Annotated in this window: 18 protein-coding genes and 1 pseudogene; 11 read left to right on the top strand and 8 right to left on the bottom strand. The window is 73.3% G+C overall.

What is annotated here, in order from left to right:
• Positions 1 to 10: 10 nt before the first annotated feature.
• Positions 11 to 685: an NADPH-dependent F420 reductase gene (npdG, locus tag IH00_RS0103760; protein WP_031069491.1), complete on the bottom strand. Its 675-nt coding sequence runs from the start codon at positions 683 to 685 to the stop codon at positions 11 to 13.
• A 100-nt stretch (positions 686 to 785) separates the two neighbouring features.
• Here npdG and IH00_RS0103755 point away from each other — a divergent pair, with 100 nt between their 5' ends.
• The gene (locus IH00_RS0103755; RefSeq protein WP_031069490.1) at positions 786 to 1,394 is read left to right on the top strand and encodes a hypothetical protein; all 609 of its coding nucleotides are present in this window, start codon (positions 786 to 788) and stop codon (positions 1,392 to 1,394) included.
• A gap of 24 nt (positions 1,395 to 1,418) precedes the next feature.
• Here IH00_RS0103755 and IH00_RS0103750 read toward each other — a convergent pair whose 3' ends face one another.
• A complete protein-coding gene (locus IH00_RS0103750; RefSeq protein WP_031069489.1) occupies positions 1,419 to 1,655 on the bottom strand; it encodes a hypothetical protein in 237 nt (78 codons plus the stop codon).
• Between the two features lie 58 nt (positions 1,656 to 1,713).
• Between IH00_RS0103750 and map the strand changes: the two genes are divergently transcribed.
• Together map and IH00_RS0103740 are read left to right on the top strand one after the other, a co-directional pair.
• Positions 1,714 to 2,571 carry a type I methionyl aminopeptidase gene (gene map / locus IH00_RS0103745; RefSeq protein WP_031069488.1) on the top strand — a complete coding sequence of 286 codons (858 nt, stop codon included), beginning with the start codon at positions 1,714 to 1,716 and terminating at the stop codon, positions 2,569 to 2,571.
• A 152-nt stretch (positions 2,572 to 2,723) separates the two neighbouring features.
• A complete protein-coding gene (locus IH00_RS0103740) occupies positions 2,724 to 3,389 on the top strand; it encodes a biliverdin-producing heme oxygenase (RefSeq protein ID WP_031069487.1) in 666 nt (221 codons plus the stop codon).
• Here the strand turns inward: IH00_RS0103740 and IH00_RS0103735 are convergent.
• Complete coding sequence (locus IH00_RS0103735; RefSeq protein ID WP_234334760.1) at positions 3,379 to 4,029, bottom strand: PhzF family phenazine biosynthesis protein; 651 nt, start codon at positions 4,027 to 4,029, stop codon at positions 3,379 to 3,381. The genes IH00_RS0103740 and IH00_RS0103735 overlap by 11 nt on opposite strands.
• A 218-nt stretch (positions 4,030 to 4,247) precedes the next feature.
• Here IH00_RS0103735 and efeO point away from each other — a divergent pair, with 218 nt between their 5' ends.
• Genes efeO through IH00_RS0103715 form a run of 4 tightly spaced genes read left to right on the top strand, consistent with a single transcriptional unit; the run spans position 4,248 to position 8,511 of the window.
• Positions 4,248 to 5,387: an iron uptake system protein EfeO gene (gene efeO, locus IH00_RS0103730; protein ID WP_031069485.1), complete on the top strand. Its 1,140-nt coding sequence runs from the start codon at positions 4,248 to 4,250 to the stop codon at positions 5,385 to 5,387.
• 6 nt (positions 5,388 to 5,393) lie between these two features.
• Positions 5,394 to 6,644, top strand: coding sequence for an iron uptake transporter deferrochelatase/peroxidase subunit (gene efeB / locus IH00_RS0103725; RefSeq protein WP_031069484.1), 1,251 nt, complete (start codon positions 5,394 to 5,396; stop codon positions 6,642 to 6,644).
• 15 nt (positions 6,645 to 6,659) lie between these two features.
• Positions 6,660 to 7,643 (top strand): iron uptake transporter permease EfeU, encoded by a 984-nt coding sequence (gene efeU, locus IH00_RS0103720; RefSeq protein ID WP_031069483.1) that lies wholly within the window; start codon positions 6,660 to 6,662, stop codon positions 7,641 to 7,643.
• Entirely contained in the window at positions 7,558 to 8,511 is a 954-nt protein-coding gene (locus IH00_RS0103715) for an SCO2278 family lipoprotein (protein WP_031069482.1), read from the top strand. Before efeU ends, IH00_RS0103715 begins: the two co-directional genes overlap by 86 nt.
• 74 nt (positions 8,512 to 8,585) lie before the next feature.
• Here the strand turns inward: IH00_RS0103715 and IH00_RS0103710 are convergent, their stop codons facing one another.
• Together IH00_RS0103710 and IH00_RS0103705 are read right to left on the bottom strand one after the other, a co-directional pair.
• The gene (locus IH00_RS0103710; protein ID WP_031069481.1) at positions 8,586 to 9,311 is read right to left on the bottom strand and encodes a bifunctional DNA primase/polymerase; all 726 of its coding nucleotides are present in this window, start codon (positions 9,309 to 9,311) and stop codon (positions 8,586 to 8,588) included.
• Positions 9,312 to 9,439: 128 nt separating this feature from the next.
• On the bottom strand, positions 9,440 to 10,066 hold the full coding sequence (locus tag IH00_RS0103705) for a TetR/AcrR family transcriptional regulator (RefSeq protein WP_031069480.1): 627 nt from the start codon (positions 10,064 to 10,066) through the stop codon (positions 9,440 to 9,442).
• Between the two features lie 169 nt (positions 10,067 to 10,235).
• Between IH00_RS0103705 and ddaH the strand changes: the two genes are divergently transcribed.
• A complete protein-coding gene (gene ddaH, locus IH00_RS0103700) occupies positions 10,236 to 11,051 on the top strand; it encodes a dimethylargininase (RefSeq protein WP_078887540.1) in 816 nt (271 codons plus the stop codon).
• Positions 11,052 to 11,432: 381 nt separating this feature from the next.
• Here the strand turns inward: ddaH and IH00_RS0103695 are convergent, their stop codons facing one another.
• Positions 11,433 to 12,422, bottom strand: coding sequence for a small ribosomal subunit Rsm22 family protein (locus IH00_RS0103695; RefSeq protein WP_031069475.1), 990 nt, complete (start codon positions 12,420 to 12,422; stop codon positions 11,433 to 11,435).
• 121 nt (positions 12,423 to 12,543) lie between these two features.
• Between IH00_RS0103695 and IH00_RS0103690 the strand changes: the two genes are divergently transcribed.
• The gene (locus tag IH00_RS0103690) at positions 12,544 to 13,866 is read left to right on the top strand and encodes a hypothetical protein (RefSeq protein WP_031069473.1); all 1,323 of its coding nucleotides are present in this window, start codon (positions 12,544 to 12,546) and stop codon (positions 13,864 to 13,866) included.
• 624 nt (positions 13,867 to 14,490) lie between these two features.
• The gene (locus IH00_RS0103685) at positions 14,491 to 14,769 is read left to right on the top strand and encodes a hypothetical protein (RefSeq protein WP_158827662.1); all 279 of its coding nucleotides are present in this window, start codon (positions 14,491 to 14,493) and stop codon (positions 14,767 to 14,769) included.
• Positions 14,770 to 15,428: 659 nt separating this feature from the next.
• On the opposite strand, the gene IH00_RS0103680 is transcribed toward IH00_RS0103685, so the two are convergent.
• Entirely contained in the window at positions 15,429 to 16,925 is a 1,497-nt protein-coding gene (locus tag IH00_RS0103680) for a Bcr/CflA family multidrug efflux MFS transporter (protein ID WP_234334759.1), read from the bottom strand.
• Between the two features lie 83 nt (positions 16,926 to 17,008).
• Between IH00_RS0103680 and IH00_RS41630 the strand changes: the two are divergent.
• Positions 17,009 to 17,158 (top strand): annotated as a pseudogene (locus IH00_RS41630) (gfo/Idh/MocA family oxidoreductase); the annotation flags it as partial.
• On the opposite strand, the gene IH00_RS39440 reads toward IH00_RS41630, so the two are convergent.
• Positions 17,145 to 17,501 (bottom strand): alkaline phosphatase D family protein (locus tag IH00_RS39440; protein WP_031069468.1); only part of this gene is annotated, 357 nt, incomplete at its 5' end. The pseudogene IH00_RS41630 and the gene IH00_RS39440 overlap by 14 nt on opposite strands.

Raw genomic sequence — 17,501 nt, 5'->3', positions numbered from 1 at the left:
CCGCCGCGCTCTAGATGTCGGTCACGCGCAGGCCCGCGTGGGCCTTGTAGCGGCGGTTGACCGAGATCAGGTTGGCGACCAGCGCCTCCACCTGGTGGGCGCCCCGGAGCCGGCCCGCGAAGACGCCCCGCATGCCGGGGATGCGGGCCGCGAGGGCCTGGACGATGTCGGTGTCGGCCCGCTTCTCGCCGAGCACCATCACGTCCGTGTCGATCTCCTCGACCGTTTCGTCCTGGAGCAGGACGGCGGACAGGTGGTGGAAGGCGGCGGTGACGCGCGAGTCGGGCAGCAGGGCGGCGGCCTGCTCGGCGGCGCTGCCCTCCTCGGGCGTGAGGGCGTAGGCGCCCTTCTTGTCGAAGCCCAGCGGGTTGACGCAGTCGACGACGAGCTTGCCGCGGAGCTCCTCGCGCAGCGCTTCCAGCGTCGCGGCGTGGCCGTCCCACGGCACGGCGATGATCACGACGTCGCTGCGGCGGGCGCACGTGGCGTTGTCGGCGCCCTCGATGCCGAGGCCCAGCTCGGCGGCCGCGGCCTCGGCGCGCTCGGCGGCCCGCGAGCCGATGATCACCTTCTGGCCGGCGCGGGCGAACCGGTAGGCGAGCCCGCGGCCCTGGTCGCCGGTGCCGCCGAGGACGCCGACGACGAGCCCGGAGACGTCGGGGAGGTCGTACGGATCAGTAGTCATGGTGCCGACACTACGGCCCCGGCGGTGGCGCCGACCCGTCCGGGTGATGTCTCGGCGAAGGCCCGCGCCGGGGCGTCGGGCGGGGGCAGGATGCGGCGCCATGGATGCCGTACGCGTCGCACTGCTGCGTGAGGTTCTGGCCGGGACGGAGTGGCCCGCGGCGACCCGCCGGTTCGCCGGGGTGCTGCGGTCCTCGGTGGTGCCGCACGGCGGCGGGCTGCTGCTGGTGGGCACGGCGGAGTACGAGCCGTGGCACCTGACGGCACACCTGGTGGACGAGGCGGCGTGGTCGGGGCAGCCGGAGCTGGCACCCACGCTGGTGCGGCACCGGGTGCGCCCTTCCGATCCGGCGCACCTGGCGGTGGGGCTGGGCCGGCTGGAGGCCGCCGGGCGCGGCTCGACGCTGCTGGTGGTGGCCCCCGCCCGGCCGGACGAGGGCCTGCTGGAGCGGGTGCACGACGCGCGGCGGGCGGGGGCGACGGTGCTGTCGCTGGACGGCGGCGACCGCGAGGTGCACGGGCTGGCGCACGAGGGGCTGACGGTGGCGGAGGCGGACGACGTGGACCTGGACACCGTCCAGCACCTGGTGAGCGCCGCGGCCGGCGAGAACACACTGCCGTCCCCGTCCCCGCGGGCCCGCCGCCGCTTCCGCGACCGCCTCTCGCGCCTCGCCGACCACCTGACGTCGCCGCCGCCTGCGCGCTGGTGATCCCGGCGCCCGCGGCCGGGTCCGTCAGGGGGTGTCGCGGGGGCCCGGGGTGTCCCGGGGGTCGTGCCAGTTGGGGTCGGTGTCCCACTCGAGGTTACGCTCGCGGGCCGTGTCCATCGCGTGGGCGGCCTCCTCGCGGGAGGTGTACGGGCCGAAGCGGTTCTTGGCGGGGCACTCCGGGCCCTCCTCCACCTTCTGGTGCTTCAGGCAGTAGTACCACTCGCCCGGCTTTCCGGTCGTGCGCTTCTTGAACAGGGCCATTCCCGGCTCCTTCCTCTGACGCCATGGTGCCCCCGCGGAGCCTGGTTAGACTCGCTGCATGTCTGGCCAGTCGCTGCTCGTACCAGGGGAGCTCTCTCCCCCTCGTTCCGTTCCCGGGTCCATCCGCCGCCCCGAATACGTCGGAAAGCCCATGCCGTCGCCGTACACGGGCCCGGAGGTGCAGGACTCCGACACCGTCGAGCGGATGCGCATCGCGGGACGCATCGCCGCCCGGGCGATGGAGGAGGCCGCGAAGCACATCGCCCCGGGCGTGACCACCGACGAGCTGGACCGGGTCGCGCACGAGTACCTGTGCGACCACGGCGCCTACCCCTCGACGCTGGGTTACCGCGGCTTCCCCAAGTCGCTGTGCTCCTCGGTGAACGAGGTCATCTGCCACGGCATCCCGGACTCCACCGTCCTGCGCGACGGCGACATCGTGAACCTGGACGTCACGGCGTACATCCACGGTGTCCACGGCGACAACAACGCCACCTACCTGTGCGGTGACGTCGACGAGGAGTCGCGGCTCCTGGTCGAGCGGACGCGCGAGTCGCTCAACCGCGCCATCAAGGCGGTCAAGCCGGGCCGCCAGATCAACGTCATCGGCCGGGTCATCGAGTCGTACGCCAAGCGCTTCGGCTACGGGGTGGTCAGGGACTTCACCGGGCACGGCATCAACTCCTCGTTCCACTCGGGCCTGATCATCCCCCACTACGACTCGCCGCACGCGACGACCGTCATGCAGCCCGGCATGACGTTCACGATCGAGCCGATGCTGACGCTGGGCACGCACGAGTACGACATGTGGGACGACGGCTGGACCGTCGTGACGAAGGACCGCAAGCGGACCGCGCAGTTCGAGCACACGCTCGTCGTCACGGACACCGGGGCGGAGATCCTCACGTTGCCGTGAGGCGCGGGGTGGGTAGGCTTTTTACCGACGGACCGTCGGGATCCCGTTGACTTAGGTAAGCCTAAGCGGGGATGATCGGCGGTGGTGGCCTCCGGGCGCGCTCCGGCGGGTCCGGCTGCCACTCCCCGTCCCCTCGGCCCGGGAGGCCCGCCTTGGACGCACGCGCCACCGTCACCCCCTTCTCGACGCTCATCCGCACGGCCTCGCACCAGCAGCACACCGAGGCGGAGAGCTCGGCCTTCATGAGCGACCTGCTCGGGGGCCGGCTGGGCGTGGAGGCCTACGCCCGGTACACCGAGCAGCTGTGGTTCGTGTACCGGGCCCTGGAGGGCGCCGCCGGCCCGCTGGCGCAGGACAGGGTGGCGGGCCCGTTCATACAGCCCGAGCTCTTCCGCACCGCCGCGCTGGAGCGCGACCTGGAGCACCTGCGCGGCGACGGCTGGCGTACCGCGGCGACGGCGCTGCCGGCGACCGCCGCGTACGCCGCCCGCATCGAGGAGTGCGCCCGCACCTGGCCGGCGGGGTACGTGGCGCACCACTACACCCGCTACCTCGGCGACCTGTCCGGCGGCCAGATCATCCGTGACAAGGCGGAGCGGACGTGGGGCTTCGCGCGCAAGGGCGACGGCGTGCGGTTCTACGTCTTCGAGCAGATCCCCAACCCGGCGGCGTTCAAGCGCGGTTACCGCGAGCTGCTGGACCGGGTCGACGCGGACGACCTGGAGAAGCAGCGGATCGTCGACGAGTGCAAGCGCGCCTTCGACTTCAACGGCGCGGTCTTCCGGGAGCTCGGCTCGGAGTTCCCGCTCAGCGCCTGATCTCCCGTACGCGACCGCCGAGTTCGATGAAGCCGTCGGGGCCGGGGGCCGTCAGCAGTTGCGACCCCCGGCCCTGCGTGATGTTCAGCGCCCGGTTCAGCCGGGCGCTGAGCAGCAGGGCCGCGGCGCCCGTCGCCTCGTCCTCGTCGATGCCGTCGCCGCGTCCCGGGAACGCCCGCGCCCGGACGCGGCCGGCCGCCTCGTCCTCCCACGCCCAGGCGTACACCCAGTCGCCCGGCGGCGGCACGTCGAGCGCCTCGACCTCGGCGGCCGACGCGTACTGCCGCAGGGTGCGCGGCGGGGCCCACTCCGGGCGGGCGGTGATCCAGGTGAACTCGCCGTCGTGGCGCACCCACACCTCGCCCGCGGGCGGGTTCACCACCTCCAGGTCGAGCAGCCAGGCGGCTCCCACGACCGGGTGCCCGGCGAAGGGCAGGCGCACGGTCGGGGTGTGGATGTCCACGGCGCCGCGCTCGGGGTCGTCGACGAACACGGTCTCGCTGAAGCCGAGGTCCCGCGCGAGCGCCCGGCGGGACGCCTCGTCGGGGCAGACGCGGCCGTCGCGTACGACGCCGAGGAGGTTTCCGTACCGCCCGTCTGCGGCGCAGAAGACGGCCAGGACGTCGTGGGCAATGTTCACCGGGGCATTCAAACACGTGGCGCAGGACGCTCCGCCCGGCGGGACAAGGGGTCGAATCGGGCGGCTTGACCAGCACTTGACCGCGTTCTGGGGCGCCCATGGGGCTCCTGTGACCGCCTCGTGTCGAATCCTTGTAAGGCTCCCATAAGTTAGGCAGACCTCACTTCTCCCACCCCTCTGTCCGGGCCCTCCGAGCAGTCTTCCCTCACGGAGTACGTATGCGACCGGTCCGTCCGTCCGTCGTCACCGCCGCCGCCACCCTGGCCGCTCTGACCGCCGTCGCGGGGTGCGCGGAGAAGAGCGACGCCAAGGGCGGCGACGGCGCCGTCCAGGTCGTCGCGAAGGACGACGCCTGCGAGGTGTCGAAGAAGGAGTTCCCCGCCGGGCACGTGCGGCTGTCCGTGGAGAACAAGGGCTCCAAGGTGACCGAGGTCTACCTCCTCTTCCCCGACGACCGGATCGTCACCGAACGCGAGAACATCGGTCCCGGCACCAAGGCCACCATCACCGCCGAGGTGAAGGCCGGTGACTACGAGATCGCGTGCAAGCCCGGCATGAAGGGCGACGGCATCCGCCAGAAGGTCACCGTCACCGGCGGCAAGGCCGCGGCCCGCTCCCCCGAGATGGACGCCGCCGTCGCCGCGTACCGCCAGTACGTCCAGCAGCAGGCCGACGAGACCCTGCCCAGGGTGAAGGTCTTCACCGACGCCGTGCGCGCGGGTGACATCGAGGGCGCGAAGAAGGCGTACGCCGCCTCCCGCATCGGCTGGGAGCGCACCGAGCCGGTCGCCGAGTCGTTCGGCGACATCGACCCGAAGGTCGACGTCCGCGAGGACGGCCTGGAGCCGGGCCAGGAGTGGACGGGCTGGCACCGCCTGGAGAAGGCGCTGTGGCAGGAGAAGAAGCTCGGTCCCGGGGCGGCGGCGCTGGCCGACACCCTCGACAAGGACCTGGCCGACTGGGTGAAGCGGGTCGGCAAGGCCGAGATCACGCCCACCTCCATGGCCAACGGCGCCAAGGAGCTGCTGGACGAGGTCGCCACCGGCAAGGTCACCGGCGAGGAGGAACGGTACTCCCACACCGACCTGGTCGACTTCAAGGCGAACGTCGAGGGCGCGCAGAAGTCGTACGAGCTGCTCAAGCCGGTCGCCTCGAAGAACGACCCCGCGCTCGTCGCCGAACTCGACCGCCAGTTCGGCTCGTTGAACGCCCTGCTCGACACATACCGTGCGGACAAGGCGTCGTACGACTTCAGGCCGTACGACAAGGTCGGCGCGGAGCAGCGCAAGGAGCTCTCGGACGGCGTGAACGCGCTGGCGGAGCCGCTGTCCAAGCTCGCCGCCGCGGTCGTGAAGTAGGCCACCGTGACGGACATCGACACCGGCGGACAGCGCGGACCGTCGCGGCGGTCCCTGCTCGGGTGGAGCGGCGCGGGCCTCGCCCTCGGGGCGGCGGCCGGCGGCGCCGCCGTCGCCGTCACGCGCGGCACGCAGGGGGCGGCCCCGGCCGCCGACGGCGGTGCGGCCGTGCCGTTCCACGGCGCCCACCAGGCCGGCATCGCCACCCCCGTGCAGGACCGGCTGCACTTCGCGGCGTTCGACGTGACGACGGAGGACCGCGCCGCGCTGGTGCGGCTGCTGAAGGAGTGGACGCGGGCGGCCGAGCGGCTGACCGAGGGCCGCGAGGTCGGCGAGGGCGCGTACGGCGGGCTGCCCGAGGCGCCGCCGGACGACACCGGCGAGGCGCTGGGCCTCAAGCCGTCGCGCCTCACCCTCACCATCGGATTCGGCCCGTCCCTGTTCGACGGCCGCTTCGGGCTGGCCGCCCGGCGCCCGGCGGCCCTGGCCGGTCTGCCGCCGTTCCCCGGGGACAACCTGGACGAGGCCCGCAGCGGCGGCGACCTGTGCGTCCAGGCGTGCGCGGACGACCCGCAGGTGGCGGTCCACGCCATCCGCAACCTGGCCCGCATCGGGTTCGGCAGGGTCGCGGTGCGCTGGTCGCAGCTCGGGTTCGGCAAGACGTCCTCGACGACGCCCGACGCGCAGACCCCGCGGAACCTCTTCGGCTTCAAGGACGGCACCCGCAACATCGCCGGCACCGACACCGCCGCGCTGGACGAGCACGTGTGGGTGGCGCCGCAGGACGGCCCGCGGTGGATGGCCGGCGGCTCGTACCTGGTGGCCCGCCGCATCCGGATGAACGTCGAGACCTGGGACCGCACCCCGCTCCAGGAGCAGGAGGACATCTTCGGCCGCGACAAACGCGAGGGTGCCCCCGTCGGCAGGGCGAAGGAGCACGACGAGCCGTTCCTGCCGGCGATGAAACCGGAGTCCCACGTGCGCCTCGCGCACCCCGCCTCCAACGGCGGGGCGCGGATGCTGCGCCGCGGCTACTCGTTCACCGACGGCACGGACGGCCTGGGCCGGCTGGACGCGGGACTGTTCTTCCTGGCGTACCAGCGGGACGTGCGCACCGGCTTCATCCCGGTGCAGACACAGCTGGCACGGCACGATGTGCTCAACGAGTACATCCAGCACGTGGGTTCGGCGCTCTTCGCCGTCCCGCCGGGCGTCCGCGGCGCGGACGACTGGTGGGGCCGGGCGCTGTTCACCTGAGGGGACGGGGGCGGAATGTTCGGCAACTACCTGATAGGGCTGCGCGAGGGGCTGGAGGCGTCCCTGGTCGTCTGCATCCTCGTCGCGTACCTCGTGAAGACCGGCCGGCGGGACGCGCTGAGGCCGGTGTGGGCCGGTGTCGGCATCGCGGCGGGACTGTCGCTGGCCTTCGGCTGCCTCCTCGAATTCGGCTCCCAGGAGCTGACGTTCGAGGCCCAGGAGCTGCTCGGCGGCTCGCTGTCCATCCTCGCCGTGGTGCTGGTGACGTGGATGGTCTTCTGGATGCGGCGCACCGCGCGGCACTTGAAGGCGGAGCTGCACGGGCGGCTCGACGCGGCGCTCCGGGTCGGCACGGGCGCCCTGGTGGCCACCGCGTTCCTCGCGGTGGGCCGGGAGGGCCTGGAAACGGCGCTGTTCGTCTGGGCGTCGGTGCGCGCGGCGGCCGACGAGGCGGGCTCGGCGGAGCCGCTGTCGGGGGTGCTGCTGGGCATCGCCACGGCGGTGCTGCTGGGCTGGCTGTTCTACCGGGGCGCGGTACGGATCGACCTGGCGCGGTTCTTCGCCTGGACCGGCGGGATGCTGGTCGTGGTCGCGGCCGGTGTGCTGGCCTACGGCGTGCACGACCTGCAGGAGGCCCGGTTCCTCGGCGGCCTGGCGGACAAGGCGTTCGACGTCAGCACGGCGGTCCCGCCGGACAGCTGGTACGGCACGCTGCTGAAGGGCGTCTTCAACTTCCAGCCGGACCCGACGGTCCTCCAGGTCACGGTGTGGGCGCTGTATCTGGTCCCGGCGCTCGCGCTGTTCCTGGCCCCGGTAGGGTTCGGACGGTCAGTGGGGGTCGAGGAGCAGAAGGCAACCGATGAGAAGGCTGGGTCGGGGTCGAGGCCGGGCGGCGGGGCTCGCGTCGGTGACGATGGCGACGGTGCTGGCGCTGACGGCGAGCGGGTGCGTGACGGTGCACGGCGAGCTGGAGGTCGTCCCGGCGGCCACGAAGGCTGAGGCCGCGCAGGCGCTGAAGGACTTCACCGCGGCGTACAACGCGGCCGACAAGGCGTACGACCCGGACCTGGACGCGGGCCGGGTCACCGGCGCGCTCGGCGCCATCAACCAGGCGGGGCTGAAGTCGCGCAGCATCACCAGCCCCGGCGGTAACCCCAAGCACCAGCCGCTGGTGCTGTCGGACGCCGAGTTCGTCATCCCGAAGAAGGCGGGCTGGCCGCGCTGGTTCGTCGCGGACACCGACTCCAACCGCGACACCGACCGGGGCGCGGGGGACACCCGCTGGGTGCTCCTGTTCGTCCGCAACAGCGCCCAGCAGCTGTGGGAGGTCGCGTACCTGTCGATCCTCACGCCGGACGAGATGCCGGAGTTCCGGAAGGACGGCGACGGGTGGGCCGAGCCGGTCGCGGCGGATTCCGCGTCGGTCGCGGTGGCGCCGAAGGACCTGAGCGAGGAGTACACCGAGTACCTCAGGTCCGGGAAGCCCGCGCACTTCGCGGCGGGCCCGCACACCACGGCGTGGCGGGACGAGCGCCGGAGCGTCGCGCGGCGGCCGGGACTGTCCACGCAGTACGTGGACCAGCCGCTGGACACGGGTGACTACGCGCCGCTCGGGCTCGTGACCGAGGACGGCGGTGCGCTGGTCTTCTTCGCCACCCGCTTCTTCGACCGCCAGACCGCGGCCCCGGGCTACCGGCCGAAGGTGAGCCCCGAGGTGCGGGCGCTGATGACGGGCGAGGTGAAGAGCACGCTCACCAAGGAGTGGGTGGCCAGTCTCGCGGTCCAGGTGAAGCCCGCCGGGGCGGCCTCCGACCAGGTGACGGTCCTCGGCCGCCTCCAGGGCGTGACCTCGGCGACGGGGTCGTGACGCTCAGCGGTCCGGCCGTGGCGACGGTCCCCGGCCGCCTCCAGGGCGTGACCTCGGCGACGGGGTCGTGACGCTCAGCGGCTCAGCGGCCAGGCGACCGAGTGGTGCTCGTGCTCGTCGGTGTGGCGGGCGCACGCGTCGGTGAGCGCCTCCAGCAGCGTCAGCGGGTCGGGCAGCGGGTGCTCGGGGCCGCGCACCCAGGCGACGCCGAGATCACCGGGGAGCCGCGCGGGCGGTACGAGGACGTAGGAGCCTCGGCAGTGCCAGCGCAGGCCGGGGTGCTCGTCCATGGTCTCGGGGTGGCAGTCCAGCTCGCACGGCCACCACTCGTCCTCGTCCTCCGGGGTGCCGCGGGTGGCGGTGAAGAAGAGCATGCGGCCGTCCCCGGACTCGGCCACCGGCCCGACGTCGACGCCCTCGGCGAGAAGGCGTTCCAACGCGGCGCGACCGGCCTCCAGCGGAACGTCGAGGACGTCGTGGACCATGCCGGTCGCGGTGATGAAGTTGGCCTGCGGCTGGTTCTCGGCCCACCGCTCGATCTGGGCGCGGTCGGTGGTGGACTGCGTCTGCCAGGCGAAGGAGACGGGATGGCGGGCCGGGGTGGGACAGCCGATGCGCTCGCAGGAGCACCGGTAGCCGACGGGATACGCGGCGGGGGCCAGGGGCAGGCCCGCATCGGCGGTGGCGAGGAGCAGGTCCTCGCGGCTCGGGACGTCGACCGCGGGTTTCCTCGGGCGCCGGCGCAGCCAGTGCGCGAGTTTGCTCTCCGTGCCGCGGTAGCGGCCGATACCGTCGCCCATCTATCCCCTCACACCTGCTGCAAGCCCTGCGGTCCCTGCCATGGTCCCACCATCCTGCGCCCCGGGTGACCGGAGTCCCCAACCGGGGTGGGCCCGCGGGGTGTGATGGGCGGCTATGTCGGGATTGGTCAGCCCGCCGGGCGGGGGCCGATGCCGCGCAGGGTGTACTCGACGATCCGGTCGGTGTACGCGTGGGTCAGCGGGAGGGTGCGCATCAGCCAGCGGTGGGCGAGCGTGCCGGTGAGCAGCTCCAGGGCGGTGCGCGGGTCCACGTCCGGACGGACCTGGCCGGCCTCCTGGGCGGCACGCAGCCGGTCCGCGAACAGCTGGAGCCTGGGCTCCAGGAGCTCCCGGACGAACCGGGCACACAGCTCGGGGTCGGTCACGCTCTCCGCGGCGAGGGCGCGGGCGGGGGCGTCGTACGACGGGTGGTTCATCTCGTCCACGGTGGCGCGCAGCACGAGCTTGAGGTCCGCCTCCAGGTCACCGGTGTCGGGGAGCCCGCCGCCGGCCTCGCAGCCGGCCGCCTCCTCGGCCTGCCGGGCGAGCTCCAGGGAGGCGTCCAGCAGGACGGCCGCCTTCGAGGGCCACCAGCGGTAGATGGTCTGCTTGCCGACGCCGGCGCGGGCGGCGATGCCCTCGATGGTGGTCCGCGCGTACCCGACCTCGCCGACGAGGGCGAGGGCGGCGGCGTGGATGGCACGGCGGGATCGTTCGCTGCGGCGCGTGGAGTCGGGCGCCTTGGTCTCTGCCATGCGGCTCAATCTAACAGCCGTACGAGTCGAGACGTATCGTCTCAATTCGCCGGCCCGGGCCGCGACGGATCGAACTCACCCGTACGGTCCACTGCGCACGGGGCTCCGCACGGCGCACCATGGCATGCACGCACACACCGTGCGTCCTGCCGTCCGTGAGGAGCCTTTCTTGCCTCGTGACGCATCACCCCGCCGCTACCTGATGTGCCCACCCGCGCACTTCAGGGTGACCTACTCCATCAACCCGTGGATGGATCCGGCGAAACCGGTCGACCTGCCGCTCGCCCTCACCCAATGGGAAGACCTGCGCGACCGGTACCTCTCCCTCGGCCACACGGTCGAGCTGCTGGAGCCCCGGACCGACCTGCCGGACATGGTGTTCGCCGCCAACGGCGCCACCGTCATCGACGGCCGCGTGCTGCTCGCGCGGTTCGCGCACGCCGAGCGGGTTCCGGAGGCCGCGGTCCACGGCGCCTGGTTCCGGGCGCACGGCTTCACCGACATCCACGAACCCGACCACATCAACGAGGGCGAGGGCGATTTCGCGGTCACCGCCTCCTGGATCCTGGCGGGGCGGGGTTTCCGCTCCAGTCCCCTGTCGCACGACGAGGCCCAGGAGTTCTTCGGCCGGCCGGTGATCGGCCTGGAGCTGGTGGACCCTCGCTACTACCACCTCGACACGGCGCTGTGCGTCCTGGACGACGCGGCCGACGAGATCATGTACTACCCCGGCGCCTTCTCCCCCGGCAGCCGCGCCGTGCTCCGCCGGCTCTTCCCCGACGCGCTGATCGCCGAGGAGGAGGACGCGGCGGCGCTCGGGCTGAACGCGGTGAGCGACGGCAGGCACGTGCTGCTGCCGCAAGCAGCGGTGGGGCTCTTCCGGCCGCTGCGGGAGCGCGGCTTCGAGCCGGTCGGCATGGACCTGGGCGAGCTGCTCAAGGGCGGCGGCAGCGTGAAGTGCTGCACCCAGGAACTGCGGGCCTGAGGCCCGGCCCCGCAGGAACCGCACGGCAGGTCGCGGCCCCTGGGCCGCGACCTGCCGTAGGCGGGACCTGCCGTAGGCGCGACCTGCGGGGCCGCGCCTTCGGAGGGCGAACCTGCCGGAGCAGTACTTCCCGGAGGCATCACGGCGGCCGCCCGGCGCAGCAGCGCGCGCAGCGGGCGGCGGCTCGGGTGGACCGGGCGGGCCCGGTGCCTCGCGCCGCCGCCGGCAGGTCCCGATGGGACCGGGGCCGTCGCCGGGCGGGCCCGGTGCCTCGCGCCGCCGGCACGCCGGCGGCAACCGTCACCGGCGAGCGGTCACCGCGTGGCCCCGCCCTGTCGCCTCATCGGCCGGGCGTGCGGTGGCCCGCCGGGCGGAGGGCCTTCAGCGGGGCGGCCACTCGTCGCCCCAGGCGGCGTCCCGCGCCGCCTTGTAGAGCGCGCCGTGCCGCTTGGTGACGGTGTCGCGGCGCAGCCCGTCGCCCTCGGTGCACAGGTCGAGCAGCACCTGCCCCTTGCGGATCTGCGGCTTGCGGGTGACGCGCGCGGGCGCGGGCGCGACGGGGAACCGGGTCGCCACGACGTAGCTGAACTTCTCGTCCTCGTACGCCAGCGAACCGCCCTTGACCTGGCGGTGGAGGGAGGAGCGGCTGACGCGGGCGGCGAAGTGGCACCAGTCCGTGCCGGGTTCGATGGGGCAGGCCGCGCTGTGCGGGCAGGGCGCGGCGATGCGCAGGCCGGCGGCGACGAGCGCGTCGCGGGCGGCGATGATCCGGGCGTAGCCATCGGGTGTGCCGGGTTCCACGATCACGACGGCCTGCGCGGCGCGCGCGGCCTCGGTGACGACGGCGGCGCGGTCCTGTTCGGTGAGCTCCTTGAGCACGTACGAGACGGTGACGAGATCACTGCTCTCGATGCGGAGCGCCGCACTGATGCGAGAGCGCTGCCAAGCGGCGCCCGTCAGCCCCGGCACGCCCGAGACGGCCGCCAGCTCGCGCCCCAGCGCGAGCGCCGGCTCCGCCCAGTCCAGGACGGTGGTGCGCGCCGCGGAGTCCCACGCCTCGGCGACGGCCCAGCTCGCCGCGCCCGTGCCGCCCCCGATGTCGGTGTGCGTGCCCGGCACCCACTCCGGTGCCGCGTCCCGCAGCGCCCCCAGCGCGGCCCGTACCGCCTCGAACGTCGCCGGCATCCGGTACGCGGCGTACGCGACGACGTCGGACCGGTCGCGCAGCACGGGTGCGTCGGTCGGGGTCGTCCCGCGGTAGCTGGCGATGAGCCGGTCGACGGCCTGCGCGGCCTTGGTCGGCGGCAGCCCGTCGAGCAGCCCGGCCAGGGCGTCGCGCAGCGCTTCCGCGGGGGACAGGGAGAGGTTCACCGACCCATCGTAGGCGGCCCCCGGGGGTGGTCCGCGTTGCTAGGCTGACCGCCGTTGATCCGATGGCCGGGGCGGTGACCGTGACGCGGTGGCCGGCCGGCGCCGTGCTCGCGGGGGGACCATGAGACAGAGGATCGTGCGCGCCGCCCTGGTGGCCGGCGTGGCCGTCCTGGCCCTGATTCTCCTGCTCTCCACCTGCGGCGGCGGCCCTGACGATCCCGAGGGCGCGAGCAGCCCCGCACCCACGACGTCCGCGCGCTCGAGCACCGGCCCGGCGACCCGGCTCACCGTCCCCGCCGCGTACGACACCGCCCACGGCTGGGAGCTCCCGGACATCGCGGGCGAACACGTCCTGGACCCCGCCACCGGCCTGGTCGCGCACCTCGAGCGGTCCGGTGACGCCGGCTTCCGCCTGCGGGCCGTCGACGTCGTGACCGGCAAGGCCGCGTGGACGGGCCGCCCCTTCCACCCGCTCGGCGAACCCGGTGCCGTGCCGCACCTGCTGGCACTGACCGAGGACGGCCGGCAGTACTTCGTGGTCTGGTCGTACGGCACGATCGGCGGCGACCCGCTGACGCCGGCGAGCAGCCTCGTCTCGCTCGACGTGTACGACGCGGCCGACGGCACCCGCAAGCGCGTGGAGGTGCCCTGGCCCGACGCGCCGATAGTGACCGCCACCGGTCCCGGCGTCGTCATCAGCGACGGCAAGGCGCGCAGCGCGGTCGTCGCTCCCGGCACCGGCGAGGTCACCCGGGTCCCGCCGGCCCGTCTCGGCCACCCCAAGGGCTGCGCCCCGTGCCGCACGCTGACCGAGGTGCGCGGCATGACCCCGAAGGGCCTGCTCGTCAGCGGCGCCCGCGGTTTCTGGGTGCGCGGGAGCTGGTCGAGCCGCGACCGGGCCCCGGCGGGCGCGGATCCGGCGAGCGGGGTGCCCACCGCGTTCACCCCCGGCCATGTGCTGGCCCGCTGGCAGCACCGGAAGGGCGCCGCGCGGGCGGCCACCCACGACATCTGGGCGGTGCACGACGTGCGCACCGGCACGCCGCTGGTACGGGTGCAGTGCCACCGGCCGGCGATCGAGCCCGGCGAGTACCCGCGGGCCGTGACCTCGCCCGGCGGGCGGTACCTGATCGCCGGCAGGCTCGCCTTCGACCTGGACGCCCGGACCGGCCGCTGCTTCGAGAACCCCGACGGGACCGCGCCCCTCACGCTCACCACGGTCACCGACGAGGGCGTGGTGTACGGCGCGAGCGGCGCGCGCGGCCCGGCCGACGCCCTGGCCGGCGGTGGCACTCCGGTCCTGATCGACCTGGCCGCCGGCGTACCGCAGGCGCTCGCGCCCAGCGTCCGCCTGCCGGAGGAGGACGTGGCGGGCGTCGGACTGTTCCGCTGGACGGACCCGGCGGACCGCGTCCACCTGATCGCGTACGCGCGCCGCGACTGAGCTTGTCGTTCAACGTTCGGCGGCCGGAACCGGCCTCTTGCGCGTCCGTGCGACCCTCACTGTCGTTCTGCGGCGAGCACCAGGTCGTGGACCGCGAAGGGGAGTTGCGTGTCGTCCATCGACTCCGTCCACAGCCCCGCGCGTCGAGCACGGAGGCCGCGACCATCCGTGCCTCTGCGACGCATTCGGGGTGGTGGTTGAAGCCCGGTCAGGGAAGAACGGGTGGTCGTCCTCCACGCCGAACTGCCGCACCCGCTCGATGTCGCCCAGCACGGCGTGCGGCAGCGACTCGTTCCGGGCCGGGCGCGTGCCTCGCCGGTGGAGGACTCCGCCGACGTCGTGGCGGGTGGCCTCCCGCTCCCCGGGTCCACGCAGGCAGGAGCGGTTCTCTCGTGCGTATGCCCTCTCCGCACGCACCCGGTCCGGCCGCTTGCGTGGTCGCCCACCAGAGCGCCAATTGAGTGACACATCGGCGCGTTTCGCTCAAAACGGGCAAACATGACTTAGCTTGCAAGCTTGTACGGTTCCACCCTCACTGATCACGTCGATTCCGACGGAAGTGGAGATGTTGTGCGCAAACTTCGGAATGCTGCCCTGGTAGCTGCCATGCTCGGGAGCTTCAGCATGCTCGGAGCCGGTGCCGCTGTCGCCGACTCCTACAGAGGCCAGGACGGCAAGGACGGCAACGTGGTCATCTGCGACCAGGAGGCTCGGGTCAGCGATGACACCTACCAGTTCGGCCTCATCAACATCGGCGGCCCCCTGACCCTGCTCGGCAGCGGGCCGGCGACCTCGACTGCGATCCAGCAGATCTGCAGTGGCGAGGACACGGCGGCCGGGAACGGTGCCGCCGCCGAGACGGGACCGGGGCTCGACCTCGACCTCGACCTCGATCTCCTCTGACGACGGCACACGTACCGGGGCTCGCCGGCGAGCGGGAAACGGGCATACCCGTTGACCTCAGCCGACGCGGGCAACAGCGTGAACAACTGCTGTACACCCGTCCTGCGAGCCATGGTGCCCAGCCCGTCGACTGCCTGAACCACAGGAGGAGGGCACTTTCACGCCCGCCGCAGTGAGCAGTCGGCTGGTTGGCCGCGAGCCGTTCATGCAGGCGCTCGGCTGGGTTTCCCAGCCGAGCGCTCTGCGTGAGCGGCTGTTGCGTTCGGCCGCGCCCGCGATCAAAGACCCTCCTGGGCGAGACCGATAGGCCGGTGACCCGGCTACCGCGGCAGGCCGCTGCCGCCGACCCGGTCCGCGAGCGTGCTCGGGGAATGAGTCTCAGGGAACGACCGCCCGCCGCCTCGGTGGGCGAAGGCCGGGGACCCTGGACCGGGCGCCGTGGCCAGGGCCTCGGGGGCCGCACCCTCGAGGGGATGGACATGCGAGGGACGGCACGGCCTTCCCGGTCGCGGGATCGGCACGCTGCGCGAGCCGGCGAGTACCGGGACTGAGCGAAGCCGCCCCAAGGCCGGATCATGGCCGGATCATGGCCGGAATCCAGCGCCGATCCGGTTCGCAACACGTCTTGGGCGTACGGGTGTGCCCGCCGGACCGGGGCCCTACCGGGGCTGCGGCGCGCGGGATTGCGACGCGCGCCAGGGGCGGCACAGCGCCAGGAAGCATCCCATCGCCCCGGTGGCGCACACGAGCTGGACGACCGCCATCGGGACGGCCGTGGCCTCTCCCGCGATGCCCACCAGCGGCGAGGCGACCGCGCCGATCAGGAACGACGACGTGCCGAGCAGCGCGGAGGCCGAGCCGGCCGCGTGCGGGGTGCGCATCAGCGCCTGGGCGTTGGTGTTGGGCATCACCAGCCCCATCGCCGACATCAGCACGAACAGTCCCGCGGCCACCGGCGCCAGGCCGACGGGCCCGAAGACACCGCCGGTCATCAGCAACAGCCCGACGGCGGCCAGCATGAGGACGGCCAGCCCGAAGGCCAGCACCTTGTCCATGCTGACCCGGCCCACCAGCAGCTTGCCGTTGATCTGTCCGACCGCGACCAGGCCGACGGAGTTGAGGCCGAACAGGAGGCTGAAGGTCTGCGGCGACGCGCCGTGGATCTCCTGGACCACGAACGGCGAGGCGGCGATGTACGCGAACAGCGCCGCGAAGGCGAGCGACCCGGCCACCAGGTAGCCGGTGAAGATCCGGTCGGCGAGCAGCCCGCGCATGGTCCGCAGCGCCTCGCCGACACCGCCGCCGTGCCGTCGCTCGGGCGGCAGCGTCTCACCCAGCCACTTCCACACCACCAGGGTGAGGAGGAACCCGACGACGGTCAGGACGTGGAAGACGCCGCGCCAGTCGGTGAGCCGCAGCACTTGTCCGCCGATGAGCGGCGCGACGATCGGGGCGGCCCCGGAGATGAGCATGAGCGTGGAGAAGAAGCGGGCCATCTCGACCCCGTCGTACAGGTCGCGCACGACCGCCCGGGCGATCACGATGCCCGCCGCGCCGGCGAGGCCCTGGAGCAGCCGGAAGGCGATGAGCAGTTCGATGCCGGGGGCCAGGGCGCACACCGCGGTGGCGGCGACGTACACGACCATGCCGATGAGCAGAGGACGGCGGCGCCCCCACTTGTCGCTCATGGGCCCGACGACGAGCTGGCCGAGCGCGAGCCCGGCGAGGCAGGCGGTGAGGGTGAGCTGCACGGTGGCGGCGGGCGCCCCCAGGGCCCGGGTGACCTCCGGCAGGGCCGGGAGGTACATGTCCATGGAGAGCGGCGGGAGCGCGGTGAGCCCGCCGAGGACGAGCGTGACCAGGAGGCTCGCACGGCGCGCGGCGGCGACCGGAGCGGCGGGGGGCGCGGAAGCCGGGGTGACGTCGGGAGAGGCGGGGGCCGGTGCGGACCGGGTGCCGCGCAGGCCCGGGACGGACTCCTTCCGGGCTCCGGGGACGGCGGTGTCCTCCTGCGTGCCGGTGTCCTCCTGCGTGCCGGGGTCTTCCCGCGTGCAGGGGACGGCGGTCCCGTTCTGCGTGCCGGGGGTGGCGGCGCCGCCCTGTGCGCGCTGCGTGGGGCGCTCGGCGGGTATGTGGCTCGGACCGCTCTCCGGCATCGTGTCTCCTGTTCCGCTGTCCTGGGCGTAGTCGGGTGCCTATGCTCTCAGCTCGACCGGAATGGTTGAAATCTCAAGGTGCCGAGGGGGCGGAGGTGATGCGGTGCCTGCGGGCGGGCCGGACCGAGTCGCCGGTGTTGCCGCTGGACGGGACGCTGGCGGTGATGCGGACGCTCGACGCGGTACGGGACCGCATCGGCGTCCGCTACCCGGCGGAGGTCACACCGGTGTGAGGCCGGGGTTCCCGGCCTCGGTGACGAACGAGGCGGCGGTGGTGACGGGGGCGCCGGGGGTGGTGACCGCGGAGACGGTCCGAAAGTCGGCGCGGGCCTGCCCGGGCGCGAGCGTGACGGCGAGGTAGCCGCGGCGCCCGTTGTAGAACTTCAGGTGCGGGTTGGCCCGGGTGATGTTGTCCCAGTTGGCGGGCCGGTCGGCGCCGTCCTTGCCGCTGGCGATGGAGGTGGCGACGAGCTCGGTGCCGACGGTGCGGGAGGCGGGGTCGTCGAAGTCGGCCTTCAGGTCGAACGCGTACCCCACGTGCACGTCGCCGGTCAGCACGACGAGGTTGTCGATCCC

Origin of the sequence: Streptomyces sp. NRRL S-118, from assembly GCF_000716335.1 — a bacterium.
GTDB lineage: Bacteria > Actinomycetota > Actinomycetes > Streptomycetales > Streptomycetaceae > Streptomyces.
The sequence above is the reverse complement of the archived record's forward strand: the minus strand, read 5'-3'. Positions and strand labels throughout refer to the sequence as shown.

Excerpts from the sequence above, each read along its gene's own strand:
- efeU (WP_031069483.1), top strand. The coding sequence starts at position 6,660 with ATGTTCGGCAACTACCTGATAGGGCTGCGCGAGGGGCTGGAGGCGTCC.
- IH00_RS0103755 (WP_031069490.1), top strand. The coding sequence starts at position 786 with ATGGATGCCGTACGCGTCGCACTGCTGCGTGAGGTTCTGGCCGGGACG.
- npdG (WP_031069491.1), bottom strand. The coding sequence starts at position 685 with ATGACTACTGATCCGTACGACCTCCCCGACGTCTCCGGGCTCGTCGTC.
- IH00_RS0103715 (WP_031069482.1), top strand. The coding sequence starts at position 7,558 with ATGGCGACGGTGCTGGCGCTGACGGCGAGCGGGTGCGTGACGGTGCAC.
- IH00_RS0103680 (WP_234334759.1), bottom strand. The coding sequence starts at position 16,925 with ATGCCGGAGAGCGGTCCGAGCCACATACCCGCCGAGCGCCCCACGCAG.
- IH00_RS0103705 (WP_031069480.1), bottom strand. The coding sequence starts at position 10,066 with ATGGCAGAGACCAAGGCGCCCGACTCCACGCGCCGCAGCGAACGATCC.
- IH00_RS0103685 (WP_158827662.1), top strand. The coding sequence starts at position 14,491 with ATGCTCGGAGCCGGTGCCGCTGTCGCCGACTCCTACAGAGGCCAGGAC.
- efeO (WP_031069485.1), top strand. The coding sequence starts at position 4,248 with ATGCGACCGGTCCGTCCGTCCGTCGTCACCGCCGCCGCCACCCTGGCC.
- IH00_RS0103750 (WP_031069489.1), bottom strand. The coding sequence starts at position 1,655 with ATGGCCCTGTTCAAGAAGCGCACGACCGGAAAGCCGGGCGAGTGGTAC.
- map (WP_031069488.1), top strand. The coding sequence starts at position 1,714 with ATGTCTGGCCAGTCGCTGCTCGTACCAGGGGAGCTCTCTCCCCCTCGT.
- IH00_RS0103710 (WP_031069481.1), bottom strand. The coding sequence starts at position 9,311 with ATGGGCGACGGTATCGGCCGCTACCGCGGCACGGAGAGCAAACTCGCG.
- IH00_RS0103690 (WP_031069473.1), top strand. The coding sequence starts at position 12,544 with ATGAGACAGAGGATCGTGCGCGCCGCCCTGGTGGCCGGCGTGGCCGTC.